Origin of the sequence: Actinoplanes sp. NPDC049681 (assembly GCF_044465265.1) — a bacterium.
In the GTDB taxonomy this organism is placed as follows: Bacteria; Actinomycetota; Actinomycetes; order Mycobacteriales; family Micromonosporaceae; genus Actinoplanes.
The window spans coordinates 993333-1009861 of the sequence record NZ_JBITLP010000001.1; the positions used below are offsets into that span (position 1 = coordinate 993333).

Consider the following 16529-nt stretch of genomic DNA (forward strand, 5'->3'; position numbering starts at 1 on the left):
TCAGTGGATAGCACGGCCGGGGTCTCTAGCCGGCGTCGAGGGTGAAGGTCCGGACCAGTTCCTCGAAGATCGGCTTGCTGTCGGCGAACTGCTGCTCGGTGCTGGTCATGTAGAACGAGTACGCCTTGCCGTCCTGGATGATGGCGCCCCAGAGCCCGTGCCGGGTGTCGGAGCACGTGTACTCGAGGACCGCGCCCGCCTTGCCGGCGATGGTCCGGTCGGTGAGGCCGACCTGCGCGTACGGCTTCGGGCAGCTCGAGCCCTTCTTCTTCAGGTTGCCCTCGGCGATCTTGAGGAAGCCCTGCGGCGTGCCCCGGCCCGACTCGACCAGGAGCCGCACCTTGCGCTCGGCGCCGGGGTCCACGTAGTCGACCCAGCTGCCGCCGCTCTGCTTCTTCCAGCCCTTGGGCACCGACACGCTCGTCCCGCGGCCCTTGTAGGCCACCGTCGGGAAGGCGGCCGCCGGGGTGCCGCCGCCCTGCCGGCCACCTGCGGCCACGGGCGTCTTGGCCGAGTCGTCGCCGCCCGAGAAGGTGAGCACGATGGCGAGCACCAGCAGCACCGCGACCCCGCCCGCGGCGGCGATCTGGGTGTTGCGCGGCCATCCCTTCACCGTCGTGACGGCTTTGCCGGTGGCCTCGCGGACGGTGGTGACGGCCTTGTCGATCACGGCTTTGCGCTTGGCTCCGGGGCTCATCACCACGGTGCCGGCACCGCCGGCCATGGGCTCTCGGGCCGCGCGGGCGCCGTCCCACTGCCGCCGCGGCGGCAGCACGCCGGTGGTGTCCCCACCGGCCGAGGGCGGGATCATGCTGGTGCGGTCGCCGTCCTGGCTCATGGGCGACGGGCTCGTCGGCGCCGGGCTTGCCGGGGGCGGGTAGTTGCCGGTCGGCTGGTCGGCCGCCGCGGGGGTCTCCGCCCGGCGTTTGCCGCCCTGCTTGAGCTTGGCCAGATGGCCGGAGAGCGAGTCGCCCGGTGCCAGCATGGCGCGGCCGCCGATCTGCCCGCTGGGCTGCGGCGGGATCGGCTGGGTCTCCGCGGCCGGCGGCCGCTGCGACGGCACCACCGAATAGGGATCCGTCATCAGGTGCGGCGGCGCCTTGCTGGCCAGCGGGCCGGCGAGCTGCTGGCGAAGCATGGTGCGCGCGGTCTGCACGTCGAAGCGGCGGGCCGGGTCCTTCTCGAGCAGGCCCATGAGCACCGGGGTCAGCGAGCCCGCGCGCACCGCCGGGGTGGGCGGGTCCTCGACGACCGCGTGCATGGTCTCGATGGGGTCGCCCTTGTCGAACGGCGGCCGGCCCTCGATCGCGGTGTAGAGGGTGACGCCGAGCGAGAACAGGTCGCTGGGTGGCCCGAAGTCGCTGCCCATGGCCCGCTCGGGGGAGATGAAGTGCGGTGAGCCCAGCACCATGCCGGGCGTGGTGAGCTGCACGTCGGTGGGCATCCGGGCGACGCCGAAGTCGGTGAGCACGCAGCGGCCGTCCGTGCAGATCAGCACGTTGGCCGGCTTGACGTCGCGGTGCAGGACGCCGTGCGCGTGGGCCACCTCGAGGGCGCCCAGCAGGGCGATGCCGATCTTCGCGACCACGCGCGGGGCGACCGGGCCGTCCTCGATCACCATGTCCGCGAGGCTGCGAGCCTCGAGCAGCTCCATGACGATCCACGGCCGGCCGTTCTCGTGCACGACGTCGTATACCTGGACGACGGCCGGATGCTGCAGGGCCGCGGCGGCGCGGGCCTCGCGCATCGTGCGCTCGTACATGGCGTCGCGGTCGGTGGGGGCCAGACCGGGCGGGAGGATGACCTCTTTGATCGCCACGTCGCGCCGCAGCAGGGTGTCGGCGGCACGCCAGACCGTGCCCATGCCGCCGTGTCCGACCGCGGCGCGGAGCGTGTAACGCCCGCCGATGAGCGTGCCCGGGGCTGCGCGTCCGCTGGTCGGAGCCGTGTTGCCACTGCTCCACGTCGGAATCTGAGTCACGTGAGATGCCACCGAAGGGGGTTAGGGGGCGGTCGGCCAACCCCGCTATCTTGCCGCGTTGCACCCCCATTCGAAAAGCGGGTCGCCCGGTGTTCTCTGGATCTCGACCGTGCGTCACGAGGGCGTCGCGCAGAGTGGAACTTTTCGGACGCTGGGGGCAAAATCCCTCGGACCTGACGCGAGCTGAACGACGCCTTAGGATCGCCCTGTGAACGCAGAATCGGGGTTCGAGATCAAGCCGGTCTATGACAGCGGCGACCTGCCCGAGGACATCGGCGAGCGGCTGGGCCGGCCCGGCGAGTATCCGTACACCCGCGGCGTCTACCCGACGATGTACACCAAGCGGCCGTGGACGATGCGCCAGTACGCGGGCTTCGGCACCGCGGCGGAGTCCAACGCCCGCTACCACCAGCTGCTCAAGGCCGGGACGATGGGCCTCTCCGTCGCCTTCGACCTGCCCACCCAGATGGGCTACGACTCCGACGAGCCGATCGCCCACGGCGAGGTCGGCAAGGTCGGCGTCGCCATCGACTCGCTCGACGACATGCGCCGGCTCTTCCACGACATCCCGCTGGACAAGGTGTCCACGTCGATGACGATCAACGCTCCGGGCTCGGTCCTGCTGCTGCTCTACCAGCTGGTCGCCGAGGAGCAGGGCGTGCCCGGGTCGGCCCTGCAGGGCACGATCCAGAACGACATCCTCAAGGAGTACATCGCCCGGGGGACGTACATCTTCCCGCCCAAGCCGTCGCTGCGGCTGGTCGCGGACACGTTCGCGTACTGCCGCACGGAGATCCCGAAGTGGAACACGATCTCGATCTCCGGCTACCACATGGCCGAGGCCGGCGCGTCGCCCGCGCAGGAGATCGCGTTCACCCTGGCCAACGGCATCGAGTACGTCCGCGCCGCGATCGCCGCCGGCCTCGCGGTCGACGACTTCGCCCCACGCCTGTCGTTCTTCTTCGTCGCACGCACCACGCTGCTGGAGGAGATCGCGAAGTTCCGCGCGGCCCGGCGGATGTGGGCGCGGATCATGCGTGACGACTTCGGCGCCAAGAACCCGAAGTCCCACATGCTGCGCTTCCACACCCAGACGGCGGGCGTCCAGCTCACCGCGCAACAGCCCGAGGTCAATCTCGTACGCGTCGCCGTGCAGGCCCTCGGCGCGATCGCCGGCGGCACCCAGTCGCTGCACACCAACGCGTACGACGAGGCCATCGCGCTGCCCACGGAGAAGTCGGCGCGGCTGGCGCTGCGGACCCAGCAGGTGCTTGCGTACGAGAGCGGGCTGGTCGACACCGTGGACCCGTTCGCCGGCTCGTACGTCATCGAGGCCATGACCGACGAGGTCGAGGCGGCGGCGACCGCGCTCATCGAGCGGGTCTTCTCGTACGGCTCCGCGGTCGACGCGATCGAGCAGGGCTTCCAGAAGCAGGAGATCGAGGCTTCGGCGTACCGGATCTCCCAGGAGATCGACGGCGGCGAGCGGGTCGTGGTCGGCGTCAACCGCTTCAGCGCCGACGAGGAGGAGAAGTACGAGCCGCTGCGGGTCGACCCGAAGATCGAGGCGGATCAGGCCGCGCGGCTGGCCACCCTGCGGGCGGAGCGGGACGGTGCGGCGGTCGATGCCGCCCTGGCCGATTTGCGCAAGGCCGCCGAGGGTACGGACAACGTGCTGCCTCCCATGCGGGAGGCCTTGCGCCGCCGTGCCACGGTGGGAGAGGTCTGTCACACGCTGCGCGGCGTCTGGGGTGTTCACCACCCGGTGGAACATTTCTGACCGCACGAGGATTTGAACCGCGTCACCTCCGCGATTCGTAACCCGTTGTAGGAGGTGGTAGACGGATGCCGCCCGGAGATCGCTCCTATCAGGGCTTTCGTGACAGTCCGCGATCCCGTCAATACGGGAATGACGTTGCACAGCGTCACCAAAATGGGTCTAGGCTGTCGCCCGTTGCGGAAACCGGACCAAACACCGAGAGCGATAGAGACATCGACGTGACGAGTGCACTGACGGCGCCCGGAGGCGCTGAGACGGCGACCTTCCCGGGACCGCCACCCGGGGCCGAACCCCTGCCCGGCCAGCTGGACCGCTGGCTCGCCGCCCGGGGTGCCGAGCTGGTTGCCATCCGCCGTCACATCCACGCGCACCCCGAGCCCTCCAACGCGGAGTTCGAGACCGCCGCGTTGATCGCCCGCGAGCTCGCCGTGGCGGGGCTGAGCCCCCAGCTCCTGCCCAAGGGCAACGGTCTGATCTGCGACATCGGCCAGGGCGACCGGGTGATCGCCTTCCGCGCCGACCTGGACGCGCTGCCGCTGCAGGACACCAAGGACGTGCCGTACCGCTCGACGGTCGAGAAGGTGGCGCACGCGTGCGGCCACGACGTGCACACCACGGTGCTGCTCGGGCTCGGCCTGGCCCTCGCCCAGCTCAACGAGCAGGGCGAGCTGCCCGGCCGGGTGCGGCTGGTCTTCCAACCGGCCGAGGAGTACGTGCCGTCAGGCGCCCCCGAGGTGATCGCGACCGGTGCGCTCAAGGACGTCGCGGCCATCTTCGCGCTGCACTGCTACCCGCAGCTCCCGGCCGGCCTGGTGGGCGTCCGCTCGGGGCCGTTCACCGCGGCCGCCGACACGATCCGCGTACGCCTCACCGGCCCCGGCGGCCACACCGCCCGGCCGCACCTCACCGCCGACCTGGTGCACGCCCTCGGCCGGGTGATCGTGGACGTGCCGGCGCTGCTGGACCGCCGCGTCGACCCCCGCGCCGGGGTGTCCCTGGTCTGGGGCGCGGTGAACGCCGGCGAGGCGTTCAACGCCATCCCGGGCGAGGGCGAGGTGCTGGGCACGGTCCGCATCCTCAACCGGGATGCGTGGCGGGACGCGCCCGAGCTCATCACCAAGCTGATCCGCGACGTCATCGCGGCCACCGGTGCCGAGGCCGAGGTGCAGTACAACCGCGGCGTCCCGCCGGTCATCAACGACCGGATGGCCTCCGCGGTCATCGCGGGCGCCGCCGGGGCGGCCCTGGGCGCCGACCGCGTCGTCGAGGCCGAGATCAGCATGGGCGGCGAGGACTTCGCGTTCTACCTGGAGCAGGTGCCCGGCGCGATGATCCGCCTGGGCACCGGCACGCCCGGCGCCGAGACCAAGTTCGACCTGCACCAGAGCAACTTCGACGTGGACGAGCGCTGTATCGGCTACGGCGTACGCGTCATGGTGCACACCGCCCTGGCCGCCATCGCGACCGGCGCGTTCTGACGACCAGGGCGGCTACTCCTCAGCCCTGCTGATCCGCGGGGGCCGGAGTCGGGGCCGGGCGGCGGTTGCGACGCACATACCAGAGGACGCCCCAGGCCGGCAGGCCGAGCACCAGCAGCCACGGCAGCAGCCAGCCGAGCACGGTCGCGACCACGCCCAGCGACGCCAGCAGGCCGTGCCAGCCGTTGGTCAGCCCGGCCAGGAAGCCGGCCGGCCCGTCGTCCGCCGGCTTCGCCTCGGCCTCGGGGTCGAGCAGCACGGCGGTGATGGTGGAGAGTGCGGTGAGGTCGGCGAGGCGGCGCTTCTTCGCCTCCAGCGAGGCGAGATCCGACTCCCGCGTCGCCACCTCGCGCTCGAGCATCACGAGGTCCTCGAGGGACTTCGCCTGGGCCAGGAGCTTGCGGCCGCTGGCGACCCGGGCCTGTTGCGTCGCGATGCGGGCGTCGAGGTCGACGGTCTCCTCGGTGACGTCCTCGGTGTTGATGCCGCGCTGCTCCTCGTGGCCGAGCCCGGCAAGCTGATCCACCACAGAGGTGAATTTGTCCGCCGGCACCCGCAGCGTCAGCGTGGCATCGGAGGGCCCGTCCTGGCCGGAGCTGCTGCGCTTGTCGCCGCCGATGAACCCACCGGCGGCGGCCACGATGCCGGTGACCTTCGCGGCGGCCATGTTCACGTTGTCGACGCGTACGGTGATCGAGCCGGTGTAGACGATCGACCGCTGGTCGACGTGGAGGTCGGGGCCCCGGGCGGCGGTGTCCTTGCCCTGCGCCTGATTCGGGGCTGCCTGGTCGGCCGCGCCGGCCTGTTCGGCCGGCGCGACGGCTTCCTTGCCGCCGCCGCTCGCGACCGAGTCGCCGCGGTCGGCGCTGCTGTCGGCGCTGCAACCGGCCAGCGCCGTCGCGGCGGCGAGCCCGAGGGCACAGGCGCCGAGGACGACCCGGTGCCGCGCGCCATGTACCGATCTGATATTCGTCGAACCCGCAACAGCCATGGTGATATCTCCTGTCCCCGTGAAGGTCTGCAGCCTGGGACGTGCGGCGCGCGCACGCCGGTTCCGGCAGACTGCGGGGTGGGTGGTCACGATTCGGCAGCGGAGGAGACCCGTGCGCGTCACGAAGTTCACGCATTCCTGCCTACGTATCGAGGGCGACGGCGTCCTGGTGGTCGATCCGGGGGCGTTCAGCGAACGGTCGGCCCTGGACGGGGCGGACGCCGTACTCGTCACCCATGAGCACTTCGACCACGTTGACGTGGACGGCCTGGCCGAGGCCCTGGGCCGCCGGCCGCAGACGAGGGTGTACGCCCACGCCGACGTCCTGCCGAAGCTGACCGCCTTCGCCGACGCCGTCACGACCGTCGAGCCGGGCGGCGAGTTCACGGCGGCGGGCTTCACGGTCCGGGCGTACGGGGGCGCGCACGCGGTGATCCACGAGGACATCCCGCGCATCGCCAACCTGGGCTACCTCGTCTCGGACGGCACCCGCTCGGTGTACACGCCGGGCGACTCGTTCACCGTCCCCGAGGCGGAGGTCGACACCCTCTTCGTTCCCCTCAACGCGCCCTGGATGAAGCTCAGCGAGGCGATCGACTTCGTCCGTGCGGTACGGCCGGGGCGGGCGTACGCGCTGCACGACGCCCTGCTCAACCCGACCGGCGCCCAGATCTCCGACGGCCACCTGGACCGGCTCGGCGGCACGAAGTACGCGCACGTCGCCCCCGGCACCACCATCGACTGACGTGGCCGCGCCCCCGGGCACCGACGAGATCATCCGGCAGCTGTACGAGTCGCACCCGGACGGCTTCGTCGCGGGCCGGGCCGCCGCCGTCGCCGCCGCGAAGAAGGCCGGCGACAAGGAGGCGGCCAAGCGCCTCGCCGCCCTGCGCAAGCCGACCGTGGCGGCCTGGCTGGTCAACCTGCTGGCGCTGCGCCGTCCCGAGCTGATCGAGGATCTCGTCGGCCTGGCCACCGCGCTGCGCCAGGCCCAGCGCACCCTCCAGGGCGACCAGCTCCGGGAGCTGTCCAACCAGCGCCGCCAGGTGGTCTCCGCGCTGGTCCGGGCCGCGCAGCAGCTGGCGGTCGAGGATGATCCGTCGCTGCGGTCCGCGAAGCTGCCGATGGCCGAGGTCGAGGCGACGCTGGGCGCGGCCCTGGCCGAGCCGCGGATCGCCGAGCAGGTCCGCAGCGGCCGCCTGGTGAAGGCGGCCACGTACGCGGGCTTCGGCGAGGTTCCCCGCCCCCGCCTGCGCCTGGTCACGGCGGACGACGACGGGGAGGCAGAAGACGGGGAGGCGGGGGCGGACGGGGAGCCGGAGCCGGAGGAGGCGGAGCAGCCCAGGCCCGTCACCGCCCTGGACGAGCGGCGCCGCCGGGCCGAGGAGAAGGCCCGGGCCGAGCGCGTGGCCAAGCGCCGGGAGCTGCAACGGGAGCTGGTGGCGGCGCGGGCGGCGGACCGCAAGGCCAAGGCCGCCCTGGAGAACGCCGAGGAGGCCGAGCTCGCCGCCGGCCATGCGGTCGACGAGATCGAGGAGCAGATCGCGGAGCTGGAGCGGCAACGGATCGTCGCCCAGGCCGAGGTGTCGCGACGCAAGCTGGAGCGGCGGTCCGCCGAGCGCGATGCCTCGGCGGCGCGCCGGCGGGTCGGCGACGTGGAGGCGGCGCTCGAGGACCTCGACGCCGACGAACCGGAGAAGTAGCCGGTTTTCCAGATCCGGTCAGGAAGAGCAGAATCGGGCGGGTGACCCCCGAACAGGCAGCCGCCAATGCCCGGCCGGGACTCGCGTCCCTCGTCGGGGCGTTCGCCGAGTCCCCGCAGACGCTGCGCCGCGCCCGGCTGATGGGGCTGTCCGGGTGGGCGTACCACGTGTCGGCCCGCGCGGGGGCGCTCGGTGACGTACGCCCGGAGACCGTGGCGGCGGCCATCGGCTTCATCGCGCCGGACGCCGTGACCGACGGCTGGGAGGCGGCCGCGAAGACCACCCCGCCGGTCGAGGTCGCCACATGGCACCTGCACGAGTTGTGCCGCTGGGGCGCCGACGAGCTGGGTGGTTTCCCCCGGCTCGCCCGCCTGCTCGATCTGTCCAAAGCGGTCGTGTCCGCGGTGGACACTGCCGGGCTGCCGCTGTTCGCCGCGTGGCGGGCGATGCCCGTGCCGGACGCGTCGCCCGGCGCTCAGGCCGCCGTTCTGCTGCACCTGCTGCACGAGCACTGGCTCGGGGTGCACGTCGTCGCCGTGCGGGCCAGTGGCCTGACGCCGCTGCAGGCCATCATCGCCGGGCCCGAGGGGGAGACCGGCGCGGTGGCGTTCGGGTGGCAGCCGCCGTACCCGCCGGCCGGCCCGATCGTGCGGCGTCTCATGTGGGCGGAGTCCGTCGCCGGTTCGCTGGCCGGGCAGGCGTACGGGGCCCTCGGCCGCGCCGAGCGCATCGAGCTGATCGGTCTGCTGGAATCCCTGTCGCATCGGCTTGCCCGATAGGGCAGTCTTCGGTCGTGACCGCGCTGCCCGCCGGCTGGCGTACCCGCCGGCCCGGAGGTCCTCGCCCTCGCGCACACCAGTGACATCGCGGCGGTGGGGGAGCCCGACATTCGCCGCCGCGGAGATGCATGAGGCGCTCAGCGGCCCGCACACCGACATGACGCGGGACTGCTGGGTGGCGCTGGACGCCGCCGGTGTCATCGTCGGCTGGGCGTATCCGCACAACGCCGACGGCGGGCCCCGCGACTTCGTCGAGGTCTACGTGTGGCCCGGGCGCGGTGAGCCGGCGCAGCGTCCGCTGCTCGACCTGCTGCTGGGCCGCGCCGCCGAGCGCGGTGCCGAGTTGGGTCACGAGCCTTATACGGTACGGGCGGGAGCGGTCCCCACCGAGAAGCCGTGGATCGAGGCGCTGACCGGAGCGGGATTCGCCTTCCTCAAGCAGCACGCCCGGATGACGATGTCGCTGGCCGGCGTGTCACCCGTCGCGCCGGCGCCGCCCGCCGGGATCACCGTCCGCCCGGTCCGCCCGCACGACGAGGCCGAGATGCGCCGCTTCCACGCCACGATTCAGGAGGCGTTCCAGGACAGCGACCACCGCGCCACCGACTACGAGACCTGGCGCGCGCGGATATAAGCCGAGACGAGCATCTCGTACGACGAGTGGTTCGTGGGGCTGGCCGACGGGGCGTGGGCCGGGGTGCTGCAGTCGTCGGACTCGAACGCCGGGGACCGGTCGGGGTGGGTGCGGGCGCTCGCGGTGCTGCGGGCGTACCGGAGAAGGGGTGTGGGTGAGGCGCTCCTGCGCCGGGCGTTCGCCGCCTACGCCGGGAAGAGACGCACCGCCGCGGGGCTCGGGGTGGACCTGGCGAACCCCACGCGGGCCGCCCGTCTCTACCGGGCGGTCGGGATGCATCCCCTCTACGAGGCGAACATCTACCAGCGGGTGATCTAGATCTCCGGCGACGACGTGCGGGTGGGCCGCTTGCGCAGGTCGTTGACGTAGTCGTCGGGCGCGCCGGCCTTCTCGGCGGCGTTGGCGATCTCCGACAGGTACCACGCCGTCGGCATGCCGCCCTCGTAGCCGTCGAAGACGTAGACCCAGGCGCTCAGGTCGCCCTCCAGCGTCGACACCCGGACGGTGAGCTTCTGGTACGCCCCCGCGGTCACCCCTTCGACCTCGTCGAGCTGGGCGGCGTCCCAGGGGTGCACGTCGTAGAGGGCGACGAAGACGCGGTCGCCGGGGGACTCGACGATCGTGGTGACCGCGCCCTCCCAGCCCATGTCCCCCTCGCCGGCGAAGGTCAGGCGCCACCCCTCGACCCACCCGACACCCACCATCGGCGAGTGCGGACAATAGGCCCGCATCCGGGCCGGATCGAGGTTGGAGCCGTACGCGGCGTAATGACCCACGGCGATGACGATAGCCCGGCGGGCCGTTGAGGGAGAATACGAGGCGTGCGTGTCGGCACATCTCAGTCACGTAAGTGACGAAACGTAACAATGGAGGTTGAGCACGTGAGTCGGATCGTGATCATCGGCGGTGGGCCGGGCGGGTACGAGGCGGCTCTGGTCGCCGCACAGCTCGACGCGGACGTGACCCTCGTCGAGGCCGACGGCGCCGGTGGCGCGTGCGTGCTCTCGGACTGCGTACCCTCCAAGACCTTCATCGCCAGCTCCGAGGTGGTGACCGGCTACCGCCACAACGAGCGGTTCGGGGTGCGGTCGGCCGGGCTCGAGGGCGTGACGGTCGACGCCAAGGCCGTCAACGAACGGGTCAAGAAGCTGGCGCTGGCCCAGTCCGGCGACATCCAGGCCAAGCTCGTCAAGGCCGGCGTGGACGTGGTGCAGGGGCGGGCGCGGCTGGGCGAGGACACCCTGGGCCACACCCACCAGGTGCTGATCACCCCGCACGGCGGTTCCCCGTACGCGGTGGACGCCGCGACCGTCCTGATCGCCACCGGTGCGACGCCGCGCGTGCTGCACACCGCCCGGCCCGACGGCGAGCGCATCCTCGACTGGCGTCAGGTGTACGACCTCCCCGAGCTCCCCGAGCACCTGATCGTCATCGGTTCCGGCGTGACCGGCGCGGAATTCGCCAGCGCGTACCTGGCGATGGGCGTCCGCGTCACGCTGGTCTCCAGCCGCGAGCGGGTCATGCCGCACGAGGACGCCGACGCCGCGATGGCGATCGAGCGCGTCTTCCGGGAGCGCGGCATGACGATCCTCAACCAGTCCCGCGCCGACTCGGTGGTCAACACGGGCGACGGGGTCGAGGTGACCCTCGCCGACGGGCGCGTGGTGACCGGCTCGCACGCCCTGATGGCTGTCGGCGCCGTCCCGAACACCGCCGACCTGGGCCTGCGTGAGTACGGTGTGGACGTCGCCCAGGGCGGCTACGTCACCGTGGACCGGGTCTCCCGGACGAACGTGCCGGGCATCTACGCCGCTGGCGACTGCACGGGCGTCCTGCCGCTCGCCAGCGTCGCCGCCATGCAGGGGCGCATCGCGATCTGGCACGCCATGGGCGAGGCCGTCGCGCCGCTGCGCCTGCGTACGGTCTCTGCCAACGTCTTCACCGACCCGGAGCTGGCCACCGTCGGCGTCTCGCAGAACGACGTGGACCTCGGCAAGGTCCCGGCCCGCCAGGTGATGCTGCCGCTGACCGGCAACGCCCGCGCCAAGATGGCCGGGCTGCGCGACGGCTTCGTGAAGCTCTTCTGCCGCCCGGCAACCGGCCAGATCGTCGGCGGCGTCGTGGTGGCGCCGAAGGCCAGCGAGCTGATCCTGCCGATCACCATGGCGATCGAGAACAACCTCACGGTCGACCAGCTGGCCCACACGATCACGATCTATCCGTCGCTGTCCGGCTCGATCGCGGAGGCCGCCCGTCAGCTGATGCTGCACGAGCTGCAGTAGCGCGCTATCGGGGTGCGGGCTCGTCGGCGGCCTCGGCCGTCTCCCGGCCCGCTTCGTCCTTCTCCCGGCCGGCGTCGGCCTTCTGCCCGCTGGCCTCGGTCTTCGACCGGCCGGCGTCGGCCCTTTGCCGGCCGGCGTCGGGCTTCTGCCCGCCGGCCTGGGTCTTCGACCGGCCGGCCTCGGCCGTCTTCCGGTCGGCCTCGGCCCTCTCCGGGCCGGCTTCGGCCGGCTCGTCGGCCGGCTCGTCGGCGTCCTTGCGGCCGCCGAAGAGCGCCAGGATCCAGCCGGCCGTACCGAAGATCACTGCGGCGGTCGCGGCGATCGCGAACAGCCGCCACGCCGACTGGGTCACCGCGGTGCCGCCGACGTGGCCGACCAGTCCGCCGTACGTGGCCCAGGCCAGCGCGGCGCCGCCGTCGTAGAGCACGAAGAGCTTGATCGGGTAACCGGCGCGGCCGGCGTGGTAGCCGGCCGCCATCCGCCCACCCGGCACGAAGCGGCAGAGCAGCAGCACCAGCGGGCCGGGTTTGCGCAGCCCCCGCGTGAATCGTTCGGCGGCCCGCTTGGTGCGCGACCCGGCGCTGTCGCCGTTCTCGGACCGGGGCGCGAACCGGTTGCGCAGCGCGGTGAGGTGCTCGCTGAGCCAATTGCCGCCGACGTGCCCCGCCGTCCGCCCGAGCACGAAGGCGATGGAGTCGCCGGCGAACATGCCCAGGGCGCCGACGGCGATGACGAGCGCGAGGTTGAGATTGCCGTAGACGGTGAGCGCACCAGAAGTGATCATGATGGCCTGGGTGGGCACCACCGGGACCATGGCGTCGACGGCGAGGAAACCGAAGAGAGCGAGATAGGCCCACGCCGGTGTCGCCATGACGGTCAACAGGTCGGTCATCGGCTCGGCCACCTCACGGCTCCAGGATCCACGGCATTGTCCGTGTTCGCACCTGAGAATGGGCTGAGCTCAGCATGCGCCCCGCTCGACCCCGGCTAACGGTGATGCCCGACACGGTACGTCGTCCGCGGCGTACGCGTGGTCCACAACGCGGGCGCTTTCCGCCATTCTCGCCTGATTCACGCCGCGATCGTCTGCTTCTGATGCGGCTCGGGCGCGCGTACCTTGGAGGCAGTTCGGAACGCCGGGTCCCCCGTTCTCGGCGCCCGGACGACCGGCGCCCACCCGGTCACGCCGGGTGCGATGCGCCCCTGGGCCGTCGGTAGGTCCCGTACCGGCGGCCCGCCCTCCCAGGCCGTGTTCATGACCTGGGCAAACCCAGCATCGATGGCCGTTGCTGGTCAACGTTTGTGAACCTCCGGCGGCCTGGGTTCGATCCCGGGCTTCCTGACCCGCGACCCCGCTGGCGCTGTCGTGCAACCGTTCGCACGTGGGGCATCCTCCAGCCCTTTCCGGATCCGGCCGCGGGCCAACGTTCCGGAAGGGGCTGCGAGGGATGCCGAACCCGCAAGCACCTCATGGTCCGTGATGCTTGCGGATTTGCGCCGAGCGTTCCACGCAGCTCTTGCCGGCCCCGGTGAGAGGAACGCATATGGACCATCTCTTGAGCCTTCCGGCTTCGGCGGGAGGTGCGTTCATCGGAAGATTGGCGCAGCGCGGGCTGAACGTTGGCTTGGCGATCGGGAGAGCAAGCGGGGGCGCCACCGCCGCTGATTTTGCGCCGGCCGACGGGAGTTGCGGGGCCTGTGATTCCCGAAGGTCCATCCTTGCTGATCGGCAAGCCCAGGACCGAAGCACTATCCGGCGTACATGCCGACTCGTCCGTCGCCTCCAGGGTCATCGCGGTAGAAACGTTTCTGGCCTGGCGGTATGCGACCGGAGCCGCTTGGCCATCGTCCCGGGGGCCTGCCGTCCGGCGAGGACTGATTTCGTGCGTGCATCTGTCCTCTAATCGAGGGGCCCCCAGATGACCTCATTGCGAAGGATTAGAGGCGACGCACTCGCGTACCGACGTGGTCGCAGGTCCGAGCCGTATAGCGGTTGAGCTGGGGTCGGTCCGGTTCGTTCCGCTGCTGTACCTTGCTGTACGGCCCGGGGTGGGAGACCCCCGACCCGCTCGGTCTCACCTACTCCGGCCTCTCTTGCCTGCGCGACAGCGCTTGCAGCGAAGTTGCGCCTACGCGCCGAGGGTCGGCCTCATCACAGTGCCGCCGACGCCTTGCGGGTTCGCTTCTCCGTCCTGTCCGCGGGGTGGGCAATGCTGAGCACAAGTTCCACTGCGTGAACAGTGGATGGTCGCCTGTGAATGGATTGACAGCTAGGGAGCACGTCGATTACAGCAGTTTCGCGAGCCACCACCCAGAGCGGGATGAACCTTTTTACGCTGTGCTGCGAAGCGCATCCGTAGCGTCATGCTTCGATGGTTGCCGCCTTGTCGGTGCAGCACTGACAACACTATGACGGCCATGTTAGCGTCGCCCGGCAGCGCAAGACGACTAGGCGGTACGGCCTACAAGGACGGAGTAATTTAATGCATTTGGTCAACACCCGGGCGCTACGTGTGGCGCTCGCCTCCGTACTGCTAGCCGCAGGGCTCGGCGTTGTCGCCGCCTCGCCGGCGCACGCCTCCGACGACTGTATCGGTTCGAGTAGCCCACACGCGAATGGCGATGGGTCAGGGATCGTGCTTGCGGGCAACTGGCACCTCAAGAAGGCTCCCTACTCGACGTGCGATAACACCGGCGTCGTCCTCCACGGCGGCGAGATAATTTGGTGGCAGTGCCAGCGGTATAACATTTACGGTCATCTCTGGTTTTACGTTCGAGTGGGCGGCACGAACAACAAGGGCTGGATTTCGACGGACAATTTTGTCGCCCAGGACCTTTGGGATGACAACGGAAATGGTGTCATTGATGTTGCGCGTTGTTAGGCACAACACGGCCAGACACTGAGTGATTACTGCGGCGCCGAGGACACCGCCTGGCATGAGCGATCGGTTGAGCGGCCCCACCGTTCACCCGCCATCCCGTCGGCCTTCGTCCACACGTTGTGGAGCGGACATTGCCTGCCTGGTCGAGGTGGAGCACCCTATGTCTGACCGACCTTAGCCAGGCAGGCCCTGCTCGGCTTCGCCTGGACGAAGGGTGACGGGATGGCACCCCCATCCCGGAGCGCCCGAGCGCCCGGTCGGAGGCGTCCTGGTGAAGAGTTCTCAGGCAACGAGAAAGCCCCGGATCTGCTGGCTTCATCAGCGGCTCCGGGGCTTCATCGTGTGTCGCGCTCTTGAACCCGTACAACTTCTCACCACAACGAGGGCAATGCCTGTGTCCTCCGTCGAATGATCTGCAACGTGCGTCCGCCAGGTGATCTGCGATAGCGGTCTGTTTCGGCACCCTCTGCCCGACGTCTCCGCGGGGCGGGTGTGCTTCGGGGGAATTTCGATCAAGCATTCGGCTGCCGGTCGGCCTCGCGGCCTGGAGCCCTCTGACACAGAAGAACCGCATGATCGAAGCATTCGGTCCCGTACCGGCGGCCCGCCCTCCCAGGCCTGTTCACGATCGGCCCCATCGGCGCCGGAAGGCGCCCGTGTGCAGTCAGTCGAGCGGGCGGGATCGAACGGCTGCGTACCATCCAGGCGTGTCGCAGCGATCATGGGAAGTCGATCCCGGTTCCGGAGTCGGCCCGCTGCGGTTCGGCACCGCACGGAGCGAGCTGCAAGCGCTCCTGGGAGCGCATCGGGCATTCCGCCGCAGCCCCACGTCGGACCTGACAGATCAGTACGAAGCCGGCACGCTCATGCTCACCTGTTCCGACGACGAGGGCCTGTATCTGATCGAGATCCCCGACCCGGACGGCCTGCACTACCGCGGCGTTCACCTCAGCGGCACGGTGGCGGGGGTCCTGAAGGACTTGCGGGCTGCGGGCATCGAGGTCGCCGCTGACGACGGCTCGGGCTGGCTCCTTGCCGACGGCGCGATCGCCTTGTACACGCCCTCCTCGCAGCCGGATGCGTGCGTCGAGGCGGTCACGGCGTTCGGGCCCGGGCATGAGATGCACGGCGAGATCGTCTTCTTCCCGGGCGGTGCGGACGCGACGCCGGCGGATTCGTCGTACCTCGTCACCCCGGGAACGGGCGTCGGTTCGATCATGCTCGGACAGCACCGCGACGAGGTCCGGCGCCGGTTGAACGGTGGTCTCTGCTGGCAGCGCACCGGCCACGACGACGTCACCGGCCACGAGGTCGTCGATGCCGGCGTCCAGGTCCTGACATTGCGCCCGTCGCCCTCCAGCGAAGGGCCGATGCCGGTCGCGTGCGTCGCCGTCTCCGCACGGCGCCATGGCGACTCAGGATGAGGAGATCGCCTCGATCTTCGGACGGCCGCGGAACCCCGCACCCTTCCGGCCGCGAAATGCGGCTGCGTGTCGGCAGAATCAATTGCCATGATGTCGGCCATGGCTGACCGGGTGATGTTCGTGCAGGTGAAGACGGGCTACGACACCGACAAGGGGCCGGCCTGGATCAGCTGGGTGCGGTTCAACCGGAGTTGGAAGACGGCGTACTGGCACGGCAAGACCCTTCGCCGCTGGCCGGGAATGTTCGACGCGAACTTCTACGACCTCGACACCGACGAGGAGTACTGGCTCTCGGGTCCGCACCGCGACCGGGCCGACACCCGCTACAGCAATATCCGGCCGATGATCGACGATGACGTCCGCGACGTGTACGAGGCGTTCCTCCATGGCGCACCTCTGCCGGGCCGTAACCAACGTGGGCGCGCGTAGGGCCGTCGCCCGGAGCGGCCGGGTGCCACGCGGTCATTCCGCGGCTGCATCCCGATGATCTACTTCGCTCCGGCGGCTGCCCGCCGATCGAACGGGCGTGGAACGTAGCCCCGCGCCAACGGCGAACCTGACCACCGTCCGGCCCGACGCCGAGCGGGCATTTCCG

The 16529-nt window shown here is 70.7% G+C and carries 15 protein-coding genes; 11 read left to right on the top strand and 4 right to left on the bottom strand.

Features of this window, described 5'->3' with window-relative positions:
• Nucleotides 1-25: 25 nt before the first annotated feature.
• Entirely contained in the window at nt 26-1981 is a 1956-nt protein-coding gene (locus ACIBO8_RS04570; protein ID WP_396113663.1) for a serine/threonine-protein kinase, read from the bottom strand.
• 208 nt (nt 1982-2189) lie between these two features.
• Here ACIBO8_RS04570 and ACIBO8_RS04575 point away from each other — a divergent pair, with 208 nt between their 5' ends.
• Together ACIBO8_RS04575 and ACIBO8_RS04580 are read left to right on the top strand one after the other, a co-directional pair.
• Complete coding sequence (locus tag ACIBO8_RS04575; protein WP_396113665.1) at nt 2190-3761, top strand: methylmalonyl-CoA mutase; 1572 nt, start codon at nt 2190-2192, stop codon at nt 3759-3761.
• A gap of 218 nt (nt 3762-3979) precedes the next feature.
• Nucleotides 3980-5239, top strand: coding sequence for an amidohydrolase (locus tag ACIBO8_RS04580; protein ID WP_396113666.1), 1260 nt, complete (start codon nt 3980-3982; stop codon nt 5237-5239).
• A 19-nt stretch (nt 5240-5258) separates the two neighbouring features.
• On the opposite strand, the gene ACIBO8_RS04585 is transcribed toward ACIBO8_RS04580, so the two are convergent.
• Complete coding sequence (locus tag ACIBO8_RS04585) at nt 5259-6230, bottom strand: DUF4349 domain-containing protein (protein ID WP_396113667.1); 972 nt, start codon at nt 6228-6230, stop codon at nt 5259-5261.
• A 112-nt stretch (nt 6231-6342) separates the two neighbouring features.
• Between ACIBO8_RS04585 and ACIBO8_RS04590 the strand changes: the two genes are divergently transcribed.
• The 5 genes from ACIBO8_RS04590 to ACIBO8_RS04610 all read left to right on the top strand — a co-directional run bounded on the left by ACIBO8_RS04590 (nt 6343) and on the right by ACIBO8_RS04610 (nt 9664).
• Nucleotides 6343-6975 carry an MBL fold metallo-hydrolase gene (locus ACIBO8_RS04590; RefSeq protein WP_396113668.1) on the top strand — a complete coding sequence of 211 codons (633 nt, stop codon included), beginning with the start codon at nt 6343-6345 and terminating at the stop codon, nt 6973-6975.
• A 1-nt stretch (nt 6976) separates the two neighbouring features.
• Nucleotides 6977-7933 carry a hypothetical protein gene (locus ACIBO8_RS04595; RefSeq protein WP_396113669.1) on the top strand — a complete coding sequence of 319 codons (957 nt, stop codon included), beginning with the start codon at nt 6977-6979 and terminating at the stop codon, nt 7931-7933.
• A 41-nt stretch (nt 7934-7974) separates the two neighbouring features.
• The gene (locus ACIBO8_RS04600) at nt 7975-8712 is read left to right on the top strand and encodes a hypothetical protein (protein WP_396113670.1); all 738 of its coding nucleotides are present in this window, start codon (nt 7975-7977) and stop codon (nt 8710-8712) included.
• A 124-nt stretch (nt 8713-8836) separates the two neighbouring features.
• Entirely contained in the window at nt 8837-9346 is a 510-nt protein-coding gene (locus tag ACIBO8_RS04605) for a hypothetical protein (RefSeq protein WP_396113672.1), read from the top strand.
• Nucleotides 9347-9379: 33 nt separating this feature from the next.
• On the top strand, nt 9380-9664 hold the full coding sequence (locus ACIBO8_RS04610) for a GNAT family N-acetyltransferase (RefSeq protein ID WP_396113673.1): 285 nt from the start codon (nt 9380-9382) through the stop codon (nt 9662-9664).
• Here ACIBO8_RS04610 and ACIBO8_RS04615 read toward each other — a convergent pair.
• Entirely contained in the window at nt 9661-10122 is a 462-nt protein-coding gene (locus ACIBO8_RS04615) for a gamma-glutamylcyclotransferase (RefSeq protein WP_396113675.1), read from the bottom strand. The two genes, ACIBO8_RS04610 and ACIBO8_RS04615, sit on opposite strands and share 4 nt — an antisense overlap.
• Nucleotides 10123-10227: 105 nt before the next feature.
• On the opposite strand from ACIBO8_RS04615, the gene ACIBO8_RS04620 reads away from it, so the two are divergent.
• The gene (locus tag ACIBO8_RS04620) at nt 10228-11628 is read left to right on the top strand and encodes an NAD(P)H-quinone dehydrogenase (RefSeq protein WP_396113676.1); all 1401 of its coding nucleotides are present in this window, start codon (nt 10228-10230) and stop codon (nt 11626-11628) included.
• A gap of 4 nt (nt 11629-11632) precedes the next feature.
• Here the strand turns inward: ACIBO8_RS04620 and ACIBO8_RS04625 are convergent, their stop codons facing one another.
• The gene (locus ACIBO8_RS04625; RefSeq protein ID WP_396113677.1) at nt 11633-12520 is read right to left on the bottom strand and encodes a VTT domain-containing protein; all 888 of its coding nucleotides are present in this window, start codon (nt 12518-12520) and stop codon (nt 11633-11635) included.
• Nucleotides 12521-14111: 1591 nt separating this feature from the next.
• On the opposite strand from ACIBO8_RS04625, the gene ACIBO8_RS04630 reads away from it, so the two are divergent.
• From ACIBO8_RS04630 to ACIBO8_RS04640, 3 genes are all read left to right on the top strand, one after another.
• Nucleotides 14112-14510, top strand: coding sequence for a hypothetical protein (locus ACIBO8_RS04630; protein ID WP_396113678.1), 399 nt, complete (start codon nt 14112-14114; stop codon nt 14508-14510).
• A 707-nt stretch (nt 14511-15217) separates the two neighbouring features.
• Nucleotides 15218-15934 (top strand): hypothetical protein, encoded by a 717-nt coding sequence (locus ACIBO8_RS04635; protein ID WP_396113679.1) that lies wholly within the window; start codon nt 15218-15220, stop codon nt 15932-15934.
• 99 nt (nt 15935-16033) lie between these two features.
• Nucleotides 16034-16363 (top strand): hypothetical protein, encoded by a 330-nt coding sequence (locus tag ACIBO8_RS04640; RefSeq protein WP_396113680.1) that lies wholly within the window; start codon nt 16034-16036, stop codon nt 16361-16363.
• The last annotated feature ends 166 nt before the right edge of the window (nt 16364-16529 follow it).